The organism is Vibrio sp. 1-Bac 57, assembly GCF_037546855.1.
Classification (GTDB): Bacteria; Pseudomonadota; Gammaproteobacteria; order Enterobacterales; family Psychromonadaceae; genus Psychromonas.
Genome location: NZ_JALAAC010000038.1, coordinates 1 through 22,861, shown reverse-complemented (window position 1 = coordinate 22,861; position 22,861 = coordinate 1). Strand labels below are relative to the sequence as shown.

At 37.5% G+C, this 22,861-nt stretch carries 17 protein-coding genes; 3 read left to right on the top strand and 14 right to left on the bottom strand.

The window, feature by feature from the left end; translation table 11 throughout:
- Window positions 1–7 precede the first annotated feature (7 nt).
- From MT391_RS17800 to MT391_RS17770, 7 genes are all read right to left on the bottom strand, one after another.
- A complete protein-coding gene (locus MT391_RS17800; RefSeq protein ID WP_499499310.1) occupies window positions 8–850 on the bottom strand; it encodes a hypothetical protein in 843 nt (280 codons plus the stop codon).
- A 194-nt stretch (window positions 851–1,044) separates the two neighbouring features.
- On the bottom strand, window positions 1,045–1,713 hold the full coding sequence (locus MT391_RS17795) for an Nmad2 family putative nucleotide modification protein (protein ID WP_499499309.1): 669 nt from the start codon (window positions 1,711–1,713) through the stop codon (window positions 1,045–1,047).
- Window positions 1,707–2,195 (bottom strand): TIR domain-containing protein, encoded by a 489-nt coding sequence (locus MT391_RS17790; RefSeq protein WP_499499307.1) that lies wholly within the window; start codon window positions 2,193–2,195, stop codon window positions 1,707–1,709. The genes MT391_RS17795 and MT391_RS17790 overlap by 7 nt, the downstream gene beginning before the upstream one ends.
- Window positions 2,192–3,085: a nucleoside triphosphate pyrophosphohydrolase family protein gene (locus MT391_RS17785; protein WP_499499305.1), complete on the bottom strand. Its 894-nt coding sequence runs from the start codon at window positions 3,083–3,085 to the stop codon at window positions 2,192–2,194. The genes MT391_RS17790 and MT391_RS17785 overlap by 4 nt, the downstream gene beginning before the upstream one ends.
- Before the next feature lie 4 nt (window positions 3,086–3,089).
- Entirely contained in the window at window positions 3,090–4,058 is a 969-nt protein-coding gene (locus MT391_RS17780; protein ID WP_499499303.1) for a nucleotide kinase domain-containing protein, read from the bottom strand.
- Window positions 4,045–6,135, bottom strand: coding sequence for a hypothetical protein (locus tag MT391_RS17775; RefSeq protein WP_499499302.1), 2,091 nt, complete (start codon window positions 6,133–6,135; stop codon window positions 4,045–4,047). The genes MT391_RS17780 and MT391_RS17775 overlap by 14 nt, the downstream gene beginning before the upstream one ends.
- Entirely contained in the window at window positions 6,135–7,910 is a 1,776-nt protein-coding gene (locus MT391_RS17770; protein WP_499499300.1) for a class I SAM-dependent methyltransferase, read from the bottom strand. The genes MT391_RS17775 and MT391_RS17770 overlap by 1 nt, the downstream gene beginning before the upstream one ends.
- 612 nt (window positions 7,911–8,522) lie before the next feature.
- Here MT391_RS17770 and MT391_RS17765 point away from each other — a divergent pair.
- A complete protein-coding gene (locus tag MT391_RS17765; RefSeq protein ID WP_499499299.1) occupies window positions 8,523–10,082 on the top strand; it encodes a methyl-accepting chemotaxis protein in 1,560 nt (519 codons plus the stop codon).
- Between the two features lie 233 nt (window positions 10,083–10,315).
- Here MT391_RS17765 and MT391_RS17760 read toward each other — a convergent pair whose 3' ends face one another.
- The 4 genes from MT391_RS17760 to MT391_RS17745 form a co-directional block, all read right to left on the bottom strand.
- On the bottom strand, window positions 10,316–12,349 hold the full coding sequence (locus MT391_RS17760) for a transglutaminase TgpA family protein (RefSeq protein ID WP_499499297.1): 2,034 nt from the start codon (window positions 12,347–12,349) through the stop codon (window positions 10,316–10,318).
- Window positions 12,342–13,310 carry a DUF58 domain-containing protein gene (locus MT391_RS17755; RefSeq protein ID WP_499499295.1) on the bottom strand — a complete coding sequence of 323 codons (969 nt, stop codon included), beginning with the start codon at window positions 13,308–13,310 and terminating at the stop codon, window positions 12,342–12,344. Before MT391_RS17755 ends, MT391_RS17760 begins: the two co-directional genes overlap by 8 nt.
- Complete coding sequence (locus tag MT391_RS17750; RefSeq protein WP_499499293.1) at window positions 13,307–14,218, bottom strand: AAA family ATPase; 912 nt, start codon at window positions 14,216–14,218, stop codon at window positions 13,307–13,309. The genes MT391_RS17755 and MT391_RS17750 overlap by 4 nt, the downstream gene beginning before the upstream one ends.
- 189 nt (window positions 14,219–14,407) lie before the next feature.
- Window positions 14,408–15,301, bottom strand: coding sequence for a LysR family transcriptional regulator (locus MT391_RS17745; protein WP_499499292.1), 894 nt, complete (start codon window positions 15,299–15,301; stop codon window positions 14,408–14,410).
- A gap of 129 nt (window positions 15,302–15,430) precedes the next feature.
- On the opposite strand from MT391_RS17745, the gene MT391_RS17740 reads away from it, so the two are divergent.
- Together MT391_RS17740 and MT391_RS17735 are read left to right on the top strand one after the other, a co-directional pair.
- A complete protein-coding gene (locus tag MT391_RS17740; protein ID WP_499499290.1) occupies window positions 15,431–16,261 on the top strand; it encodes a CmcJ/NvfI family oxidoreductase in 831 nt (276 codons plus the stop codon).
- Between the two features lie 122 nt (window positions 16,262–16,383).
- A complete protein-coding gene (locus MT391_RS17735) occupies window positions 16,384–17,511 on the top strand; it encodes an alkene reductase (protein WP_499499288.1) in 1,128 nt (375 codons plus the stop codon).
- Between the two features lie 267 nt (window positions 17,512–17,778).
- Here MT391_RS17735 and MT391_RS17730 read toward each other — a convergent pair whose 3' ends face one another.
- The 3 genes from MT391_RS17730 to MT391_RS17720 all read right to left on the bottom strand — a co-directional run.
- Window positions 17,779–18,177, bottom strand: coding sequence for a hypothetical protein (locus tag MT391_RS17730; protein ID WP_499499287.1), 399 nt, complete (start codon window positions 18,175–18,177; stop codon window positions 17,779–17,781).
- A gap of 1,649 nt (window positions 18,178–19,826) precedes the next feature.
- Window positions 19,827–21,113, bottom strand: a complete 1,287-nt coding sequence (locus tag MT391_RS17725) for a hypothetical protein (RefSeq protein WP_499499285.1) — start codon at window positions 21,111–21,113, stop codon at window positions 19,827–19,829.
- Window positions 21,110–22,861, bottom strand: a 1,752-nt coding sequence (locus MT391_RS17720; protein ID WP_499499283.1) for a bifunctional diguanylate cyclase/phosphodiesterase, incomplete at its 5' end; no start/stop codon positions are given. The genes MT391_RS17725 and MT391_RS17720, both read right to left, overlap by 4 nt.

Below are 22,861 nucleotides of genomic sequence, written 5' to 3'. Positions count from 1 at the left end.
ATATCCTTTAATTTATCTCAATACAATTATTTTTAACTTGCTCATTTTTTAATGAAATATCTAGAATTGGAGAACAAGTAATGATCCTTCTATCTTTATCAAATAAAACACTTTCAGTATTGGTTTGTAATAATGTCATATGTTTATTGCTATGAATTATTTTACCAATATAAAGTTTATTTTTTGCATCGTAAAACATAGTGCAGCTAGCAACATAACCGGACTTTTTATCCAATGAATCAACCCCGACACAATGCTTAACAGCAATATCTTGTTGACCTGCTCTATATCCTACTGCATGTGCAATGGTAAGACTTACCCACGAAGTATAAAAGATGAGTAGGATTAAAAATAATAAATACATAAAACCTAATGATGAAACTGTTGGATAAATAATCATACCTTTTAGCCATCTGGGTAAAGAAATAAACTTTTTAGAAAAATAATTGAATTTATTTCCTTTTTCAATAGATTTTTTAGATTCCCATAAGAATGCTTTAAGTATACAACCTAAAAATATTGCAACAAAAAAAAGAACCCATATATCCAGCCCCAAAAAGTTTGTTACATCTTTATAAAACTCATTAAACATTGCTTTTGTTGCATAGCCTGCTTGCATGATACTTTCAAAACTACTCAAAATAAGTTCATGTTCACCCAAACCATGGCCAGCTATTTTCCCTTGTAAAAAACTATAGCCAATAAAGTGACCTGCAGTAGAAATACTTCCCCAAGCGGCAAAAATCAATGCAGAAACAGTAATTAGCCTTTTATAGGGTGATTGCTCAATGTTATTTTTTTTTACTTCATTAATATTAGTTTGTGACTTGTTATTATTAGTTTCGGTCATATAACTCCTTTATTCACTATCCTTAATCATTCCGTTAATAAATTACTAACTACAGGTTAATTTCACCTATTTTTAGCTATTTTATAAAATGTTAACCAATGGATATTACGTGGAAGTTAAAACATCCCATGCCAGCATATTTAAGGTATGTGACCTCTAAGTTGGCGGTTGATTAAAGATCATATTAATTTTTGTTAAGAATATTGCCCCGTACCCTGATCAACTCTTTTATCAAACAAATGAAAATCTACAGGATCACCTTGTATAATATTTTTATCACTAGCATGTTTTTTAATGAATTTTGAGATTTCTTTAAACACTGGTTCAGTGTTGCTTAGAGAGTAACCTTGATAATTTCTAACCTGCCGTCCATGTCCTATAGCATCTAGATCAATGGCTGGAGCGTGCCCCCCAAAATAAAAAAAATTATTGGAAATTAATACATTATTTGTTTTCCCAGTATCTCTTTTTAAATTGGTTTCATTGATTGTGCCATCATAGTTACTATGATGGGAATCCTCTTGATGCCAATCCCCGTCTTCAGACCTATGATAAATATTATCTCCAAGCACTTGGACTTTGCTCCCATTTCGGACAGCTTTTTTTAATTGGTATTCGGGGGTATTCCAATATTCATCAAATGTTATTTTATTTGTTACTTCCATTAAAAAAATACATCCCCGTTTTTGAAGCGTCATTTTAGAGCCCCCAATTCCCATAACCCAATCACCTACAACAGCTTTCTTTCTAATGTCGGGTTTACATGTTGCTAAAGTACAAACACCATGAAAAGGATTTGGCGCGAAGCCTAAATCTCTCGTTACACTATATATAAAAAGCGATTTACTTTGATCTACTAACATACAACATTCCCTGATTGCATTTTACCTGAAGGTGTACCATCAGGATTTTGAAAAGTGCTAGCACCTTTAAGGGCATCAATTATAGATTCTCCCCGCCAAGCAACTCTCGCTGTAGCATAATCTAAAAGCTTCTCAGGGAGATCAACTTTATCCGACAAACCATTTTCATATACACCTATAATAGGCATTCCCATTTTATGTGCTTGTTCTATTTCCCAATTAACCCAATTTCTAGAGTGAGTTTCTTTTCCAATAACAACTATCAATTGACTAGCCCATCTCATTTTCATTCGTAAAAGTCGTTTTATAGTTTGTTCAGGGATTTTTTTAGCATCAATTCTTTTTTGATTTTCAGGCTTTGCTCTAATAGAGCTATTTCTTAGATTAAATCCTTTGCTTGCGGCTAATCGAGTTAAACCATCAACACTTGCATCATCTTTATGATGGTGACTTACAAATACATTTTTAATAGTTTTACTCATAAGTTGCCCTTGCTTGCTTCCTCAAACGTCATGGTTCTATTAATCAAATCGCAATGAATTACACCACCATTATGTTTTTTTAAATTATTCCAATGGGAAAAACCAAGTAAGATTGCTTTTTCCCAATCCTTGCCTGTTTTGATGTTAACCTCTAAATGCTTAGTTAGCTCTTTAATCGTACGAAGTAATGAGTAATCAACTACTTGCTGTTTTATAAAGTGACTATGTTTTTTAGCATTTTCAAATACTAATGATGAAATAGCTTCATCAATGACGACAGCTCTACCTCCATCCTCAACTTCATCGATTTTAAAAATAGACTTTCGCTTTTTTTTCATAAGTCCTCTCACTACAGGAGACCAGCCCAAGATAACGGCATATGAGAGATGAAACACATCGTGAAAGCGATAAAAATCAGCATCATAGGAGTTGTCTCTTAAATGATCGCCAAAAGTGCCTTCATCCCAAGTAACACTAATATACTTTTGTAGATCTTTGTGCGATACCTCTTGGAATGTTACAGAAAAAGTTCGTGGAATTTGCTCATTTAAGGGATAATCTTTATCTAATAAATCCGATGACGACAAGACTGCATTATCTTTCCATCTGTCTTCAGTTTTGAATAAATTGGACTCCGCAATGTCATTTAACTTCAAGTTCTCATGTTCAGCAATTGCAGACAAATACCACAATATGTCACCGAGTTCTTCAGTTAATTTATCCTTAAAAACAGTATACCCTTCACCATCTCTAAGTTGCTTTTTATACTCTGTTGCCAGCTCACCTACTTCCCCTGCAAGCCCCATTAAAGTTATAAATTTTCCATTATCTTCTTTTAATTTGAAGTGGGTTGTTTCGACAGCTCGCTGTTGATATTCATCTAAATCCATATGATTACATCCTTATATTCCACTTGGGTGGGTAAAATAAGTCGATAGGTTTATTATTTATTTTAAATTTTTGCTTGATTCTTGTACGGCCAGAATAACCTTCAAGCTCAGGATGAACGACCCTACAATATTTATCGGTTTCACAAAAAATATTCTGAATATCTATATATTGTAAGGATCTATTTCCCAAATATTTGAAGTCTAATCCTAGTCTTTCAAATTCATATTCCTGCTTATCTGTCATTAACTTAATAATATCTGAGTCAGAATAACCGGCCTTATCTTCAAAACACTTTCTGATACCATCTTTTGAACCCGGACCAGGAACTGTAAATTCACATTCGGAAAATGAGGTGACTTCGCTATAGTTAACATCAGTAACATATTGGTATGCTAGAAAATTACCTATCATAGGGTATGAGAGGATTAGATTGTATGCAGCTTCCATAGTGTGGCATCTTTCTAATTGCTGAGGAAGTTCATCCTTGAGCATCCTATCCAAAAGAAAAAAGTGAGCATGATGCTTTCTTTTAACAGGAAATGCTTTTGATCCTGAAGCCATCATATAGGCGTTAGAGTAGATTCTGATGCCAGAATCCATGGCTTTGTCTAAAGCTTGAATATATCTTGAGGATGAATACGTCTCAGTAGTAATTTCACCAAATGTTTTTTCTAATAACTCCCAAGTCTCTATTTTATTGAACAGTTTAAATAAAAAAATTCTAAATACAGTGTCAACAACACTAAATTTTTTAGTATAAATTACATTTTTAATTAAATACTGACTAACTCTATCTGAAGCCCTATAGGTATTTGTAAACTTAAAGTTCTGTAAAACATCATCCTTGGTTAAGTTCGATCGCTCTCCCTGTATCCTTTTCATGAAAATGTTTTGTCGTTCGTATGCAAACTTCCAAAAGGTGTCGTAACCACAGCTAGTTTTTATTGATTGTTGATTATTAATTGTGATCATATTTATTCTTTATTTGTTTTAAACCCTTTAAACAGAGGTAGATGGCTTCATCTATAAACTGTGTAGTCATTAATTGCTTATATTCTTCTACACGAAGTCCTGAAGCAACAGCTAATTTATTGACCGATGTAGCCGATATGGTATTTACTATCTCATCATACATTACCCGTTTATCGAACTTATTTGCATATTCTTGTAATTCACCATAATTTTCATTTTGTTCCAACTGCCACTTCTCTGTTAAAGGCTCCTCTATAGAAGTCTCTAATAAAAGTTTACAAACATCATGAACAATTCCCCCAAAACCACCAATTAAAAATATGGGTTTGTTTTTCGATAAGCTTAGAATTATCTCTTCGAGTACTCCGGGCATTGCCCCTTTATATTTACTTCTTTTACCTCCCGCACATATTCTAACGTGAGATGAATCAATACTAAGATTTCTCATTTCCGTTAAACAACGCGACCAGATATAGTTATTTTCTGGTGTAGATGGTTGTAAAGGTTTATCACGAGGGAATGTGATCTCAATATCTTCTGGTGGTTGATGTTTCACGGTTTTAATTATCTCAAAATTATTGGCTCTCCATTCCTTGATTTTATCTTTATCTAAAAGGTGCAAAGGCCAAGCTAAATGATTTTCAACTACTGCACTTAGTTCTTGATTTTGATATTTTAAAGCAGCAGCTTCATTTAAAATAAATTCGGTAAAACCATCAGGTCTTAAATCACCGCCATAGATTAGTGTAGAGCTTCTAGAAAAGAGGTGTCGTGCGAGTTCTTGTGATAATTTAGTTAAAGTATTAGAGGGTAAATTTTGCTCATAATCATTATTATCCAACGTAGAAAATTCAGAGATTGAAATTCCGATTTTCATAGATAATAATGTTTTTAGCTGGTCTTCCTGCCAAAGTGGTGTTGAAGCTGAAACCCCAAGTATCTCATGCCATGATGACTCATCCCTATAAACTGGTGGTTCAGGATAACAATATTTAGTTATCCCTTTATCTATGTTTAGTATTGCTTTCCTATATTCCAAAGGCCTAGAAAGAATTTGAGCATGTTTATCAATCAATCCTCCTCTTTGGTAACACAACAAATTGTTAATTACGTAATTCTGTCTGATTGTTTCAACCAAGCAAGCAATTAAAGTTATTAATATGCTTTCATCTGTAAGAGGGGTTGAGTGCACATGAACAACAGGAGCATTTGTCAATTCGGGAAAACTTCTATCTTCATATAGCTCTAAAGAATTAAGTATAACAATAGGACGATCTAATGATTTGGCATGAATTATTTCTTTTTGGCACCAAAATCTTGAAGTGTATGTATCTGTTAAAATTGCTAATAAAGTTGAATTTGTTATATGGCCTTCGATTTCTTTTCCAAAATCAAAGCCGGGAGATATTGTGGAAGCATCAAAAAAATTAGTAAGGTTAGTTTTATCTATATAAAGTTTAATTGCTTCAGCATGTTGTATACCTGTTTTGCCTACCTTTGCATGACTTAAAAATATTTTAATAGATGAATCTTGTCCTAAAGCTTTACTATCCGGTAAGGAATAACCAAGTCGATAAATTTCATGTAAAACACTTAATGTAACGTGAAGTGCTTTATTTTCGTCTGTCCAGTCAAAAGCTCGAATAAAATTAAACCCGTTGAGTTCTGTAGCATGATTTAATCCTACTTTATCTATGGATACACCTATTAACTTAAAATCTGGTTGGCTTTGTATATTTTTAAGATATTTTTTCCAATCTAAACTTGAAGCTGTATTAATGCTTGTGAAAGCGATTATTAAATTTTTTTCAGCTTTATTAGTAGGAGTGGATAATGGAACCGTCTCTTCACTTTCAGATCTATAAAAAAATATAGGAACGTCCAAACCTCTAGAAAAAGGATTATCTACCGAACGTGATAATTGATTACTTATTACATCTAAAATATTATTTACTGACTTTTCATCAGTACCATTCCACACAAATGATACTGCGAGAGGAGGGATATAATTCATATTTTTTAGTTGGCCCTTAACATTAAAACTTTTAATAATGTATTTTTTAAAAACGGTAAACATCACCACTCCCTTAATTGCTGCATTTCTTTCAAGCGCCCTCTTTGTAGCAATAAAGCTTCAAAGAGATCATCAACTGAATTGTTGCTTACACCTAATCCCGGTAATGCGATATTCGCTTCGGCAAAAAAGCGTTGGCGATTATTTACTTCTTTTAACTCATAAAAGTTTGATTCATTATTTGATACATACTCTACATCAGCTTCTAACCATGCATCTTGCCACCAATCAGTAATGCGTTGTTTAGCGTTTTTCATTTTAGTTTCAGTTGGCAAGCGATCACTTTTTTGTCCATTGGCTTTGACATCTGATGGTAATAAATTCCACAAGTCATTATTTGGCCAACGGGAAAATGGCATACAGTGATCGATAGCGTATTGCTTCTGTAGACTTTTATCTGTCCATACACAGTTATGTTGAGCTCCTTGTTGTTGCTTGAGGCTTTCAAAACGATTGCGCACTTCTGTCGTATTTCGCTTGGCTTCTAACCAATTTAAGGCATTAAATAATGTGTGCTGTTGTTCAGGTGCTTGGTATTGTTGGTTGCCTTGATAACTTGCCATGGTTTTCACCCACTCAGAAATAAGTACAGGTTCAATCCAGCAAGCATAACGACTGAACGCTATCCATAAATGCTCAGGTAATGAAAACTCTCCCCATTCATTTAATGTCGATAGATCTAAAAAAAGGCTATCTCTAGCACGCACTACTTTGCTATCAACTTCAAATACACTTTTTTCACTATTTGCGTATGTGATGTATTTACAGGGCATATTTTTAATATTACTGACACTGGCGGAAAGCATTTTAAACATGGCTTTTGCATTATCACCTGTAAACAAATTACCTATGCGATAATCAGAAGCTTGCAGATGAGTTAATTGATGCCAACCATCTGCTTTCATAAACCCCATATTGATATTTTTATTGGGGCTTTGAAATAACTCATGTTTGTCTATTAAATCTTTGTATTGATGCGCCCAATATAAAGCCACCAGCCCAACAGGTAAGATAACGCGATTGTCTTCACGGCGTATCACTGCACCAGGGTGTCCATCTGCAATACGCAATAACACACGCATCAACGCTAATTTATGTGTTGCTGATTTACCGTCATTTAACGCCACGTGACGAATAAAAGGGAATGCGCCACTGCCATCATCGGGTAATTGCAACACCACCGTTTGCCAACTAACCGCTTCTCTTTCAAGAACATCTTTATGATTTTCAGTGACTAATAAAGGTAATAGACCAAACTTTTTACTACGTTGTAATAATCGGTCGCTACACACGTCAAACATATTACGTTCGTCACCACTGGGACCGTGACGTAATGAGATAACGAGTTTACCGCCGGGTTTTAGTAGGTTAGCGAGTTTACGTAATGAACGTGACCGTTGTGAGTCAGGAATATGCATCCATACTGCACTGAGTAGAATCAAATCAAAGCTGACTTCTTGTTTGGTAACGGCATTTAAATCGGGGAGTGAATCTTGTAACCAACGAACGTTCAAGCATTGCGTTTGTTGCTTGCCTAAATGGGCAAGGGTTAATGCAGGTTCAATCGCGGTGATTGATACATTATTGCTTGCTCCCTGCTCTGCCATGTATTTGCTATCGCGGCCGGCACCAGCACCTAAGTCTAAAATACGTGCATCTTTTTTGTTTAATACCGGTGTTAAATAGTTCAGCCACGACTGATGTACTTGTTCGAACGTTTTAGATAAATACAACTCAGCTAATTGCTCTGCATTTTTATCGTAAAAGCTTTCAGACATCGACTTACCTAATTAAAATTGATTTTTGCTTGGCATTTGGGTGCAACTTATACCAAAGAAGCAGAATAGAATAATAGAGTGACCTATCTTGTTTAATAGCTTTAATATCTAAAAAGGAAATAGATTGATGGAACACACTTTAATTCAAATAGATAAGTCACATACATTTTATTAGTTTTATCACAAAAAAGTAACGCTGGGAACGCTAATAGGCTGAATAAATTAACAATAATTCAAAAAAGCAATTCACATCTCTTTTACTTTGAATTTATGCGCTAAAAACAAACAAATTACTTAAACCACTTATTAATATTGTAAGGCAATACGGTTAGCGCTTTCCCCCACAAATAAAGCTTAAAAATTACAGATCAAATCACAACATATAGGATGAGTAATCTTTTTAATTATTATTACTATACTTATTTTTAATTTGCACTACTCTCTTCCTAGCTATAGGACGGTAAGGCTTTCAAAACAACAATTTAAAAAGCAAATGATTAAATAAGACTAAGTAAACTCTAGTAACTTATTAGAAAATTTGCGTCGAATGAAAAAGTTTTGATGTATCCCACCACCAATTGAAAATAATTAATAACATCAGGAATAAACCCAATGAAAAAAACAATACTGATAGTGGTTTTTGCCATGTTTGTGATTGCAGCAATCACTAGCATTGCTTCAACGTCTTATATCTCTAATCAAGAGATAGATAAAATTATTTTAAAAAAATCTCAACAACAAGCTTCTTTATTGGTTAAAAATGTTGAATATGTTCTCGAAAAATCATCTCAACCAGAAGTTGATTTACAAAGCTTAGTGACGTCCCTTAAAAGTCGACCTGATATTTCCTATGCGATTGTCATTAATAAACAAGTGAAAGCCATTGCTCATAGTGACAAAGAAAAGCTCAATAAAGTTTATGATGACAGCTATACCGTAAAAGGGGCAACTCAAGGGATTTCTCAATACTCAAAATGGTATGCGGACGTACAAAAAGTATGGGTTTATGACATCATGTCACCTATATATGTAAACGGTGCACTTTATGGAACGGTAGATATCGGTATCCCAATTACAGAAGTAAGCAAAGCAGCTGCTGATATATTAATGACGCAGTTAGTTACAATTTCAGGGATATTTATCATTTGTATTTGCATCTTGATTTGGATAATGAATCGCCTTTTTAAACCGCTTTCTGGGTTACAACTTGCGTTAGAAGATATATCTAAAGGTGATGGTGATCTTACTGTTAGGCTACCTATTAAAGGTAATGATGAAATTGCAAATATATCCATCGCTTTCAACGCGTTTGCTAGCAGTATTAATGAAATCATTACTCAAGTTGTTAAGACTGGCTTGCAATTGGGGGACTCTGCAACAGAGGTTAGGAATCAAGCATTAAGTTCACTGTCTCGAGGTGAACAACAAAGTGAGCAATCGATATTAGTCGTGACTTCAATGAACGAAATGATCGCTACTATCAATGAAATTTCATCAAATGCGTCAGATGCAGCCGACGCAGCTAAAGATGTGAATAAAGAAACTCAGGAAGGTAATAAAATATTGAAGGAAGCTGCGGGCACTATTCACAATCTATCTGAAGAAATAAACAATACTTCTCAAGTTATTACTTCTTTAGCGGATAGAACTCAATCTATAGGTTCTATTCTTGAGGTGATTAATGGAATTTCTGAACAAACTAATTTACTTGCTTTAAATGCAGCAATCGAAGCAGCTCGAGCAGGTGAAGCAGGAAGAGGTTTTGCAGTAGTAGCAGATGAAGTAAGAAACCTAGCAACTAAAACGGCGAAGTCAACGGGTGAAATACAGAAGATGATTGACCAGCTACAAAATGAAGCTAAAAGTGCTGTAGAAGCGATGGGAATAAGCAAGTCTTTAACGAATGAAGGTTCAAAAGCTACTGCTGAAGCGCAGCAAGCTTTGGTGAGAATATCGAATCAAGTGATCGCTATATTAGATTTAAATACTCAAGTAGCAACAGCAACAGAAGAACAGTCAAGCGTTTCAAACGAAATCAATATAAATATGGATACGGTTAATAACTCAATTGTCGAAGGTGCAAGTGCTAGCCAAGCATTAGAAGTCACTAGTCGCAGTTTAACTGCACTAGCTCAGACGTTGGATAAACATGTAGGTTCTTTTAAAATATAGTGTGTAAATTATAGAATTTATTTACAGGAACGATCACGGGTTTTGGCAGGTTATATTTCGATAATGCTTAGTAGAGCACTCAACTATAACCTGACAGTACTACTATTCTAAACTATCAATGTTAGTGCCTCGAGATATCAACATCACAATCTCAAAGCACTAACATCACTTTCTTTTAGGCACTCTCGCTGGTATTTATTTCAATTCAATTCCTATGCAAATAGGAAGATTTTTTAAAACTGCTTACTTATTTTTTTCTGCAATTCACTCAACTCTACTAACAAACTTTTACGTTGTGTTGCGGATAAGTTAGGTTTGAATTTAATTTGGTTATACAGCTTGGCAAAGTCAATTAACGTCTGTGGTTCTGCTTTTAATTGACTGAGTGCGTGGCAATAGTCGGCAACGGTTTGGCCCTTTTCTCTTATTAGGTGCTGTTGTGTGCTTTTTTGATAGAGTTTGTTAAATAGGCGATCTTCACTAGGTACTTTTTCAGTTTGCCATGGTTTAAATACCCAGAGTATTAATATGCTGGCCGCTGACAATAGTAATAACAAAATCAATATCGAGAGATTTAACCAAGGTAATCCTTTGAGTAAGTTTTGTAATAATTTAAATTGCTTTTCATTATCATAATTTATTACCCACACTGCCCACAGGTAATCGGCTTTGGCAAAGGCGCTTCTTAGTTGATTAAGGAACGGATTCGCTTGCCAGCGGTGTATTGATAAATATTGCCCCGATAAAAACTCACTTTGGTCGTCCAACCCTTGCATTATGCCCTGCTCTACTCGCTCAGGTGCGACATAAGCGGTGGGATCAACTCGTTGCCATTGTTGATTCTTCCATATTTCAACCCATGCATGGGCATCGTACTGGCGCACACTTAAGAATTCGCTATCGCTGTCCAATTCCCCGCCTAAATATCCCGTGACCATACGTGCAGGCACATTTAATGCTCTGGCAACATACAAATAGGTACTGGCATAATGCACGCAGAACCCAGCCTGTGAAGTAAACAGAAAGTCATCAATTTGCTGTTCGCCTAATAGGGCTGGCTGTAGCGTATAACGAAAGTTTTCTTGGTTAAATTTTGCTAATAATTTCGCTAGTATGCTGTAGCTATCTAACCCTGATGCTTGTTGTGTTGCTATCCAAGCTTTTGTTTTTGGGTTGCCGCCTTTGGGTAATTGCAGAAACTGTTTAAGAGATTGTGGTGACTGAAATATGCGGTCAACTTGGTTAAATTGATCGATGGTAAAGGCTTGACGTTTGAACACTGGCTTTAGCGTACGCAGGCTATAGTCACTTAATAAAACGCGCCCAGCTGTTGCCTTTGCAAAATCTAAGCTTGGCAAATAATGTTTGTAATGTGGCTCGATGATTATCTGGTAGCTATTTTCTTTAGTCGCTGCTGACTGCGTACTCGCGCGAGTATTTTTACTCTGATATTGTAAACTGCCACGATTAAATATCGGCCCTTTTCCTATTTTTACCTGTTGTTCTTGGTACTTAAGCTGCGAGCTTTGGGTCCAAGTTTTGCCATCAAAATGATCTAAGGTGAGGACGCGCCAATAACGTGTTGCAGCTGCGGGTATTTTGCCATCAAAACTGGCTCTAAAGGCAAGTTCAGAAGATTGGCTTAACTCAGCAATACTACCAGGGCTGACGCTATCGCTTAACCCTGTGGTTGCTTTGTTTTGAAGTGGCATTTTCCACATTGAAGGGAGTCTGGGTAATACGACGAATAACACAACGGCCAAGGGGATACTAAGTAACACCGCTTTGCTCAATAACTTAAACTGTTGATAACTTGCTAAGGCTTTGGCGTGGAGTGATAACAGAATAGTTAATAATAAAAGTGTACTAACCATGGCGATTCCTGCCATCAGCATACTTTGATTAAACACCAGAAACAGCGCGACTAAAACAAACCCAGTATTGACAAAAAAGTGCACATCTCGCACTGATTTAAGCTCAAGAAATTTTAAGCTAAAGCCTAAGACAACAAGGTGTACTAGGATGCTTAGCATGCCCTGTTGGTAGACCAAAGCAATTACTAGAGCACTGCAAATAAGGGTAAAAATATTGGTTATTAGTTTGTTTAATAACGCGACACGCCCAGTAAAAACAGCCACTCGCCATAACGCACACAAGAGACCAAAAATGATCATCACACTGTGTAATTGGTCCGTTAATAACACCATGATCAAGGCATAACTTAACAGGATAAGCGATAAGCTTTGGCGGGTTAAGAACTCAAGCATTGTTTAGTCCGTATAGGGCAATGGCGCGTAAGCAAGTGGTTTTATGGCTAGCACCGGTATCAACTTTTATCACTACTTGCCCAAGGTCTAGCCCATAACGAACGCCCTGTTGTTGGTAGTTGATCACTTGGTAAGTGAGCATTGCTAGTTTATCTTCTAGACTGACGCCTTTTAAAGCGGATAACGATAGATAAACATCGCCGCCTATTTCTTGCTCAAACTGTTTAGTAAAAAAGCCTTTACCTTGTGCGACTTGTTTCCAAGCTATCGACTTTAAGGATTCGCCCTGTTGAAATGGTTTTAAATGATTAAACGTATCAAAGCCAACTTTCTTTTGATGTCCGCCTAAGTCGGTCTCTTTTCCGCTTAAGGTGATGTTCTGTAATTTATTCTCAAGGGGTGCAGGATAGAGCAAACAAGAAAACCCAAAGTCTAAATAAGTCCATACTTTAAATAGGCCAAAAGGATAATAAGATTGCACTGTTACTCGTCCCGGTTTAAACCAGCCGCGTTGTGTGCTTTTGGCAAAGAGTTGAACACTTTGTTGGTCGACCACGCTGTTAATATTTGAGGTGCTGTTTTTAAAGAAATACTGTGTTTGTTGTGCGTCACCTTTTTTAGCATTGACGCGTAAACGAAAGATGGATGCTTGGTCGGTAAATTGATCGTCGCTGGCAACAGCAGTTAGGTTTAAGCCAGATAAGTTTTGATAGCTGAATAACAAGCAAGTGACCATAAAACTTAATAGGAAGAAGACGAGCAATAAAATTAAGTTATTTTGATAGTTGGTGCCAATCAGAAACATGACTAAGCAAGTCGCTAATAACATGCCGCCAAAACGTGATGGAAAAATAAATGTATTGCTGCGATTAAGGGTAATTTGCTCCACCGCCGGCATACGTTTGCTAAGCCATCGCTCAAAGTATTTTGCTTTTAATGCCTTAAACTTATGAACGATCATGATTGTAGCGGATCAACACTATTGAGTAGGGTTTGGCTTAATGCTTGGCTACCTTGCTTGACGCCGTGCACTCCGTTTAATCGATGATCGGTCACCGATGCAAAAACGGCTTGTATATCTTCAGGCACTACGTAATCTCGTTGCTCGATAAAGGCCATGGCTTTCGCGGCATTTAATAAGGATTTTGAACAACGCGGTGACAGCGCATTAGCATACTCGGCTGCATATCGGCTTTCATTTACTAAGCGAATTAGATAGTTGAGTAAAGCATCACTCGCTTGTACTTTTTTTACCGCCGCTTGCATGGTTTGTAATTGCTGACTATCGATGATCGCGTTAATTGATGTTGCTGCGGTTTGCTCTTTAAGCATGGCTAATTCGGCATCTTTATTTGGGAAACCTAACTCGATGCGCATCATAAAGCGGTCTAATTGTGACTCTGGTAGCGGAAACGTTCCAGCTTGATCCTGTGGGTTTTGTGTGGCGATTACAAAAAATGACTGACCTAATGAGTAGCTGTGTTTATCAATGGATACTTTGCGCTCTTCCATCGCCTCTAACAATGCACTTTGTGTTTTCGGGCTGGCTCGGTTTATTTCATCGGCTAATAATACTTGTGTAAAAACAGGCCCTTGATGAAAACTAAACTGTTGACGTTGTTTGTCAAAAATCGACACACCTAAAATATCAGCGGGCAGCATGTCACTGGTAAATTGTACGCGTTGATAGTCTAACCCTAATGTTTTAGCTAACGCGCCAGCCAGTGTTGTTTTGCCCATGCCCGGTAAATCTTCAATGAGCAAGTGGCCATCGGCAAGTAAACAGACTAAAGCTAATTTAGTTTGCTGCTCTTTACCTAATAAAACGGCATTTAATTGTTCTAATATTTTGGCGATTTTATTATGCATTGTCAGTTATTTCCTTACTGATTAAACTACCTCTTTAATGATAGTTTAAATTAACTCACAACACACGTTTGTTATTGTCTTGCGTTACATAATACTGAGACTGCACTTTGTTTATGCCCCTTAAAAAGTGAAAGTACGCTTCGGCATACTCATTAAACGAGCTGATAAAGTGGTTTTAATGCTAGTCACTCATTGGCAAAAATTCTCTTTTAATAGACTTAATAACCATTTATGCAGTGGGTTATTCTCCGAGCGAGCATGCCAAGCGGCAATAACATTAAAACTAGGTGGCTGCTCCGTAATATTCAGTGCGACGACTTTAGGGTGTGGTAATAACCGAGAAGGTAAAAAACCAATGGCATTTGCGGCTTCAATAATATCCGGTGCGGACGAAAAACTGGGGACAGACATGATCACATTACGCTTAAGCCCTTTACTTTCAAACCACGCATCATGAGAACCTTTTAGGTTAGCTCTCGACGGTGAAACAATCACTTGTGGCATGGAGGCGATCTCTTTCAATGTGTATTGTTTATTTTTGTGGGCAGAATTGGCCCCTGCTACGCACACATGGTGCTCTTTAAATAGCAACATATTGGGATAATCAGCTGGAATAAATTCAGGGAAGGTAATAACGAGATCAAGTTCACCAGTGACCATTAATTGATGCAAGTTATCTGACTCGAAGTCTCTGATCACGACTTTTAATTGTGGCGCTTGGTTGGTTATTATTTTTATTATCCTTGGGAACACTGTCACTAATGCATAATCTGAGGTGCTGATTTTTAACGTCCCCGTTAAGCTCGATGGGTTAAAATTTTCAGGCGCAATCAGGTTGTCGATATCAGATAATATTTGATTTAATTTGTGTTCCATATTTTCAGCGACTTGTGTCGGGATAACGCCATTACTGGTTCTAATAAACATTTCATCATTAAAAGTGTTTCTGAGTTTTTTTAATTGTTCACTAATAGCCTGTTGCGTTAACCCCATTAAGTGAGCCACTTTTGAAACATTTCGGTGTTGTAATAACAGCTGCAAAATGCGTAATTGTTTAATGTCCAGTCGATTGATACCACTCAAATTTGTATTCCTAACAAGTACTACTTGTTTTAAATTGTAATTGTTACAGCTTAGCATACCCTCATTGAAGTTTTGAAGCGCCAAATGCGCGGTGGTTAAAGCAATATGAGTATTAAACAGGAGTGCACAATGTCAGTACATACACCATCTAACAACACCGTTTCTGTGCAGGGAAAGATTAATTACGTGTATGCCGATAGCGACCATACTTTTAATGTCACTGCATCGGATAAAAGCCCTGAAACATTAGCGAACAAGATTGATACACATAGTTTAGCAATTGTAGATGCGCGTCGCTTAGTACCTGCACCAAGCATACAAGAGCACGGTTTTACACTACATAGCAATGCTTATACGATTGATGACTATTTTGACCAAGCGTGTCTCGTTACTCAATTATACCCGCAGGTAACTGACCATTTGCTGAGCATCACCGGAGCTTTAAAAGGCATTGTTTTTGACCATACTATTCGTTCAGTTGAAGATAATGTCCAGCAAACAGAAAAACGCTCTCCAGTTAAAACCGTTCATAATGATTACACTGCGCAATCAGCCCAACAACGGCTACACCTTGAACTTGAAAAGCAAGGACTTGCAGAGCATGACTTTAGCCGTTATCAATTTATAAACACTTGGATACCTTTAGTTGAACAAGTAGTTGATAGCCCATTAGCTTTTGCCGATGTGCGTACTTTTTCAACAAAAGATGTCCATACCATGAAGGTCACTTATCCCGATAGAGTCGGCGAAATAGAAGCATTTAGCTTCAATAATCACCACCAATGGTATTTTTATCCCAATATGACCGCGCAAGAGCAACTTAATTTTAAGGTGTTCGATAGCGATCAACAGGCAATCGTTAAGGGTGTTCCTCACTCTGCTTTTACCCTGCCAAATTATGACCAAACCGCGCCTAAGCGGATCAGTATCGAAGTAAGAAGTATTGTGCTATTTGAATAGCCCGCTTCTTTTTGCTTTATTTTTTTGAATAAAAATCAGTAATGGCCGTCAGAAATTAGCTTAACCGACGCGATTATTTTTCACTTTTATTCGTTTTTATCTCTCTCTTTTCGGAGTTCTTTATGACAGTTTCACCTCTTTTTAGCGAAGTACCTTTAGGTGCCTACACCTTAAAAAACCGTATTGCTTTGCCTCCTTTAACACGCTCAAGAAGCTCACAACCGGGTAATATTCCAAATGATTTAATGGTTGAGTATTATTCACAACGCAGTGGTGCTGGTTTTATGGTGACCGAAGGAACGCAAATTGAGCCAAGAGGCCAAGGGTATGCGTGGACACCGGGCATTCACAGCGAACAACAAATAGCAGGGTGGAAAAAAGTCACTCAAGCGGTACATCAAAACAACGGTATTATCTTTTGTCAGCTTTGGCATGTAGGTAGAGTGTCGCATTCCACTTTACAACCTAATCAATCGGCACCCGTTGCTCCTTCAGATATGAAATCGGATACCGTTAAAGTCTTCATTGAAACGGCACCAGGTGTTGGCGCTTTGGCAGACCCAAGCCAACCTCGTGCTTTATCCACCACTGAAGTTGAAGCCTTAGTGGGTATGTACAAGCAAGCTGCCATTAATGCAAAAGAAGCAGGATTTGATGGGGTTGAGCTACATTGCGCCAATGGTTATTTAGTAAATCAATTCATCTCTGAGCATACCAATAATAGAACCGATAAATACGGTGGCAGTTTAGAGAATCGTTTGCGTTTTTTAAAAGAGGTCACAAATGCCGTCACAGAGGTCATGGGCGCAGATAAAGTAGGCGTTCGCTTTGCTCCGCTATTTGAAAGTACTGCAGAAGAACGTGTTTATCTTGGCTTAGTAGAGAGCGATCCGCATACCACTTATATTGAAGCGATTAAGATACTCAATGACATCGGCATTGCTTATTTATCGCTCGCAGAAGCAGATTGGGATAATGCGCCAGATTTACCTGAAACATTTTATCAAGATGCGAGAAAGCATTTTACGGGCGCTATTATGTACGCTGGTAAATACACAATTGAGAAAGCGTTAAACATGCTGAGTGAAAATAAAGGGGATATATTTGGTTTTGGTCGCCCATTTATAGCGAACCCAGACCTTCCTGAGCGTATTAAAAACAACTGGTCTTATAACCCTGTTGATGCCGCGTCGTTGTATGGTGGAACAGATAAAGGCTATACTGACTACCCTTTTTATAAGGCATCATAGATGATTGTTCGCGCTATTTTCTATTGTTAAATGAGGTGGTTAGCTCTCGTTATTGACTGGTTAGCTATTGTGTATTTGCCGTCATTTATCGCTATTAAAATGCTAACCATTTAGCCTATGAACCTGTCTTTACGTTAAAGGTTCATGGGCGTTCAGTCTTAACTGTTATTAAGTGTTAGTGTTAGTTATTGCGTGTTAATAGTAGTTTATGGGTGTTATTAGATTTTAATTGCAGTCTTGTATATTGATAGAAGTCATGAGTACCTGTTATTTTTTATTGCTATTGACCAAGCGTTGGTAAGCGACAATCATCAATAATTCTAACAATGAGTAATGGATCAGCTTATGCTCATACCAATATTGGAGATCGCTTTGTAAGCTACCATAGGTGGCTTTACCTCCATTAAATTCACCAGGAAAAGCGCAATATTGTTGGGCATATTGTGTTTTTTCAGCTAAAACGTTTAAAAATGCTTCGGCAGTTCTGGCCTCAATTTGTAATGCAATATTTTCGTAATCAGCAATGGCAATACAGGAGGCTTGAACATCGTATCCATTGGGGTCACTTTGTTCTTTTTGTCGTTTTTTTTCGCACATGTTTTGTATTTTATGACGCACAATATTTAGTCTTAATTTTTCAGTGAATGTGTGTGGTTTAGTTTTCATGCTTATTACCTTTTTGATTGTCGCATTGAGGCTTAACCTAGTTATTTAATTGTGCTGACTTTATTGGTTTAGTCAATTTAGTATAAGCTGGTTTTGAAGTTCAGCAGAAAATGGGGGGATGGGTTTGGGATTTGCTTTGATTCATAACTCGTCTGCGCTCGTCTGATCAGTTTTATCATTATTAGCATTGATTTCGCCCTATCGGCGACACGTCTTTCTTTTATCAGAGGAGAAAGTCGGCAAAGAAACTGACAGCGAGGCGTTTTCTTATCCAATCTAAACTGTCATTTTAAACGCACCATGTCAGGATGGCCGTCCATGGCCGTCCATGGCCATTCTGACATTATCGCAAACGTCCTGTTTGCGATTGCTAAAATGTCAGTTTAGCTTGGGAAAACTTTACGCTAGGGTTGTTCGTCCACAGTGAGTGATGGTTTTGTGATGGCTGTATTGAACTCAATATTGGAGATCCTTTTTGATTTAAAACGAAAGGCGAGCAATAAATGCTTGAGTTATAGCTCGTCTGCGCTCGTTGGGTCGGTTTGATTATTACTAGCGGCGGTTTCGCCCTATCGGTGACTCGTCTTTCTCTTATCAGAAGAGAAAGGCGGCAAAGAGACTGACAGCGAGGCGCTTTCTTATCCAATCTAAACTGTCATTTTAAACGCACCATGTCAGGATGGCCGTCCGTGGTCATTCTGAGATTATTGCAAACGTCCTGTTTGCGATTGCTAAAATGTCAGTTTAGCTTGGGAAAACTTTACGCTGGGGTTGTTCGTCCAAAGTGAGTGATGGTTTTGTGATGGCTGTATTGAACTCAATATTGGAGATCCTTTTTTATTAAAAATCAAAGGCGAGCAATAAATGCTTTGAGTTATGTGGCTCGTCTATGCTCGTCGGGGCAGCTTGATTATTAATACCAGTATTTTCGCCCTGTCGGCGACACGTCTTTCTCTTATCAGAAGAGAAAGGCGGCAAAGAGACTGACACCGGATCGTTTTCTTATCCAAGTAATCAATTCCTTTTTAACGCATCAGCTCATACAGCACATCCATGTGCTGAATGAGCTTAAGCCAAACGTCCTGTTTGGCTTTGCTAAAAGGAGTGGATGACTTGGGAAAACTCAACGGTGGCGATGTTGCAGCCACGTTGTTCGACTTAATTTGCAGACTAAAATTGATTAATTAGTTGACCCACTTTTTCGAATAAATTGTGTCCGCATTGTTCAAGTAGCTAAAACTCAGATTATCCTCGTTCCAGTTGCGGTGTTCTTCTCCATAGGAATTCATTTCTTTGATGTGTTTGTTTAAGATTTTGGCTCGTCTGCGCTCGGCTAGTCTGTTTGATATTTATTAACTGGGATTTCGCCCTATCGGCGACACGTCTTTCTCTTATCAGAAGAGAAAGGCGGCAAAGAGACTGACACCGAGTCGTTTTCTGCTCCAATCTAAAGCGTCATTTTAAACGCACCATGTCAGGATGGCCGTCCGTGGCCATTCTGACATTATCGCAAACGTCCTGTTTGCGATTGCTAAAATGTCGATTTAGCTTAGGAAAACTTTACGGTGGTGATTTTGCAGCCACGTTGTTCGACTTAGTTTGTAAATTGAAATGGATTAATTAGCTACCATGCTTTCGCGAATCAAAACTTATAAAAAATAACGGGTTGCAAATTGCCATTGTGTTTCTACTAAATCGACAGGTTGTCCACTATAAGAGCGCGCTGGCCGGTGGCTGTCAATCACAGTGAATTCTGCGGATAAAAACCACTGCTTACTCAATCGGTAACTATGATTAAATGTTAATGCTTGGCCATCTTCGTTGTTATCGTCACCCTCTGTTTTATCATTATCAGTCACTGAGAAGTCCTCAACTCTGAGTGTACTTTTATGCTTTTTATTGGCGACTAAAGCGTGCCAATTATAATGTAAAGCAACAAAACCACTGGCATAGTCATTATTAACCACATCTTCTTTTGCTTGACTTTTCATCAAGGTATCGCCAGACAAGTACTGTGCGGTTAAGGATAAATTATCACTCAAACGCCAGCGTGCTCCTAAGTGATAAAAACGTGTTCGCCACCCATACTGACCATCGACTACTTTATAGGGGATGGCCCTATTATCATAATAACCTGCTGATATTGAGCCTTTCCCTCTTAGTTTCCACTCGCCTCGTGTATGGTATCCAACACGATTATCAAGCTCTAAAAAAGGATCTGATTTATGCGCTTGTCCTGCTAGGTTTTTTCCATCTTCACGAGCTGGAAACCACGGGAATGTACGTTGTTCATTCCAAAGAGTTTGCCTGTTACTTATTGCCCAACCATGCCAAGCTAATAAAGCCCCTGCTGGATCGTTATTGACAAAGGCTGTTGCTGAAAATGATAGGTCATATTTATCATTATTTATTCGACCTAACCGCGTTACTTTTATTTCTGTGCCGACTACTCGAATTTCTTCTCCAATCCAGGTATTTAATGTAGAGGAGTCTAAGGTATCTTTACTTGCCCACGCATAGGCATTATTTTCAAGTGAGATTTCAGGGTAAAAAAGACCAGCTTTAGTTTGTAGGCGATAACCGGCACTATTGGGTATAGAGCGGAATTTTAAGTAGATCTCAGTCAATCCTAAGACGGATTTTTCTCCATCATTAGAAGCTTCCGGATAAGCATTAAAGACGCCATGAGCACTTAGGCCATTATCCCATGATACAGATAAATCTGCGCCTATTTGTGCAGCTGAAAAATGTACTCCATCACCTAGCCCTAATTTACCTTGCCCACCCGTTAGATAGCCTTGACCGGAGGAGTTAATGTGGTTAACTCTAAAGTCTAAAATGCCATGAGCATTATATTCCGCAGCAATAACGACCTGCATAGGAAGGCAAGCAACAAGCAATAATAGATGTAAAGACTTAATACCCGTATTAATCACGTACTTCCCTTAATTTCTTTAATGTTTAAGTGAGTTAATAACCAGGGTGTTAAGTCGATTGCTGGTTTAGGCCTGCTGATGTAATAACCCTGTGCTAATTCACAGCCATTATCTGATAACCAATTTAATGCAAACTCATCTTCTATGCCTTCAGCTACTACATGCAATCCCATATTGTGGGCAAGTTCGATAGTCGAGCGTACTATGATTTGATCGTCTTCATCATTTTCAATATTTTGGATAAATGATTTATCTATTTTTAATTCATGTACGGGTAATTGCTTTAATTGTGCTAATGAGGAATAGCCAGTTCCGTAATCATCAATAGATATTTTCATTCCATAATCTTTAAACTCAGCTAAGACTTTAATCGCTGCTTCAGGATCTTCTACCACTGAGCTTTCCGTCACCTCAAGCGTAATTTTTTTAGCTGGGACATTCGCAGCTATCATGCTTTGATAAATAAACTGATGGAAGTCACTTTCTTTTAAATTTTCAGCTGAAATATTGATGGCTATATTTAAATCTATGCCTTGTATTTTCCAAGCATTGTACTGCGCTAATGCAGTAACAAACACCCAACGGGTTAGGGCTTTAATTTGACCTGTTTGCTCTGCAATATAGATGAAATTATCGGGTGGGATCATACCTAAAGTAGGGTGTTCCCAGCGAACTAAGGCTTCGGCATGGGTTACCTTTCTGGTTTTTAAACACATTTTAGGTTGAAAATGTAACGCTAACTCCCCTGCTGGAATCGCTTGCTTTAAATCATTGATTAAATTTAAACGTTCAACTGTATTGATATCAAGATCTGGGTGATATATTTGTACTAATTTACTTTGTTTTTTTGCACTGTGAAGTGCCATAACAGCCATTTGTAATAATGACTTCGCGTCAGTCGCATGATCTGGATAAACTGCAATACCAACTCGAACTTGAAAGTGTAAACTAATACCCTGATAGTTAAATGTAGGCTCCAGCTCAACATTGAGTTGCGTAATAATTTCATCGACATTCATGTTTTCTGCCAACAAAACAAATTCGTCCGCCCCTATATGAGCTAACGCTTTTAAATTAGTTTTTTGGTATAAACGCTGTAAACGACCAGCAAGTTCTTTGATCACTTTATCACCAACATCACGGCCTAATGTATCGTTTACGTCATTTAAACGGCTCAGGTTTAAATGAAAAACTTGAAAGCTTTGTTGTTGTGCAATCAGTTGGTTAATTGTTTTATTAAGCAAGTTACGGTTCGGTAAGTCGGTGAGAGGATCATGATTTGCACTATGGGTGATCGTTTCTTCTCGTAATAATACTGCCGCTTGCATTTGATTGAATTCTTCAGCAAGTTGACCTATTTCGTTTTTATCTTTTAACGACACTTTTTGCTGATAATCACCACTAGCAATCACTTTTGCTTGAGTAACTAAGCGTTTGATCGGTTTGCTGATAGACGCTGCGATAAAATAAGCACTAGTAAGCGATAACAATAGTGTTAATGCAGCTAGAAATAAAAACTTCCACCATTGTTCTTGTAATAACGCCACAAAGTTAGCGCGTAAGCCATGCATTGCTACACCTAATTCTTTATCATCAAATTCGTTAATCAGTGAGTGCGTTGCTATGTATTTATCGGGTGTTTTATTGTCAATAACCTGCACTGCTAATTCAAGCGCGTGATTATAGTTTTTGTTATTTTCTTTAATTGAAATTAATCGCCACTTACCTTCATCTTTTATAATAAAGTC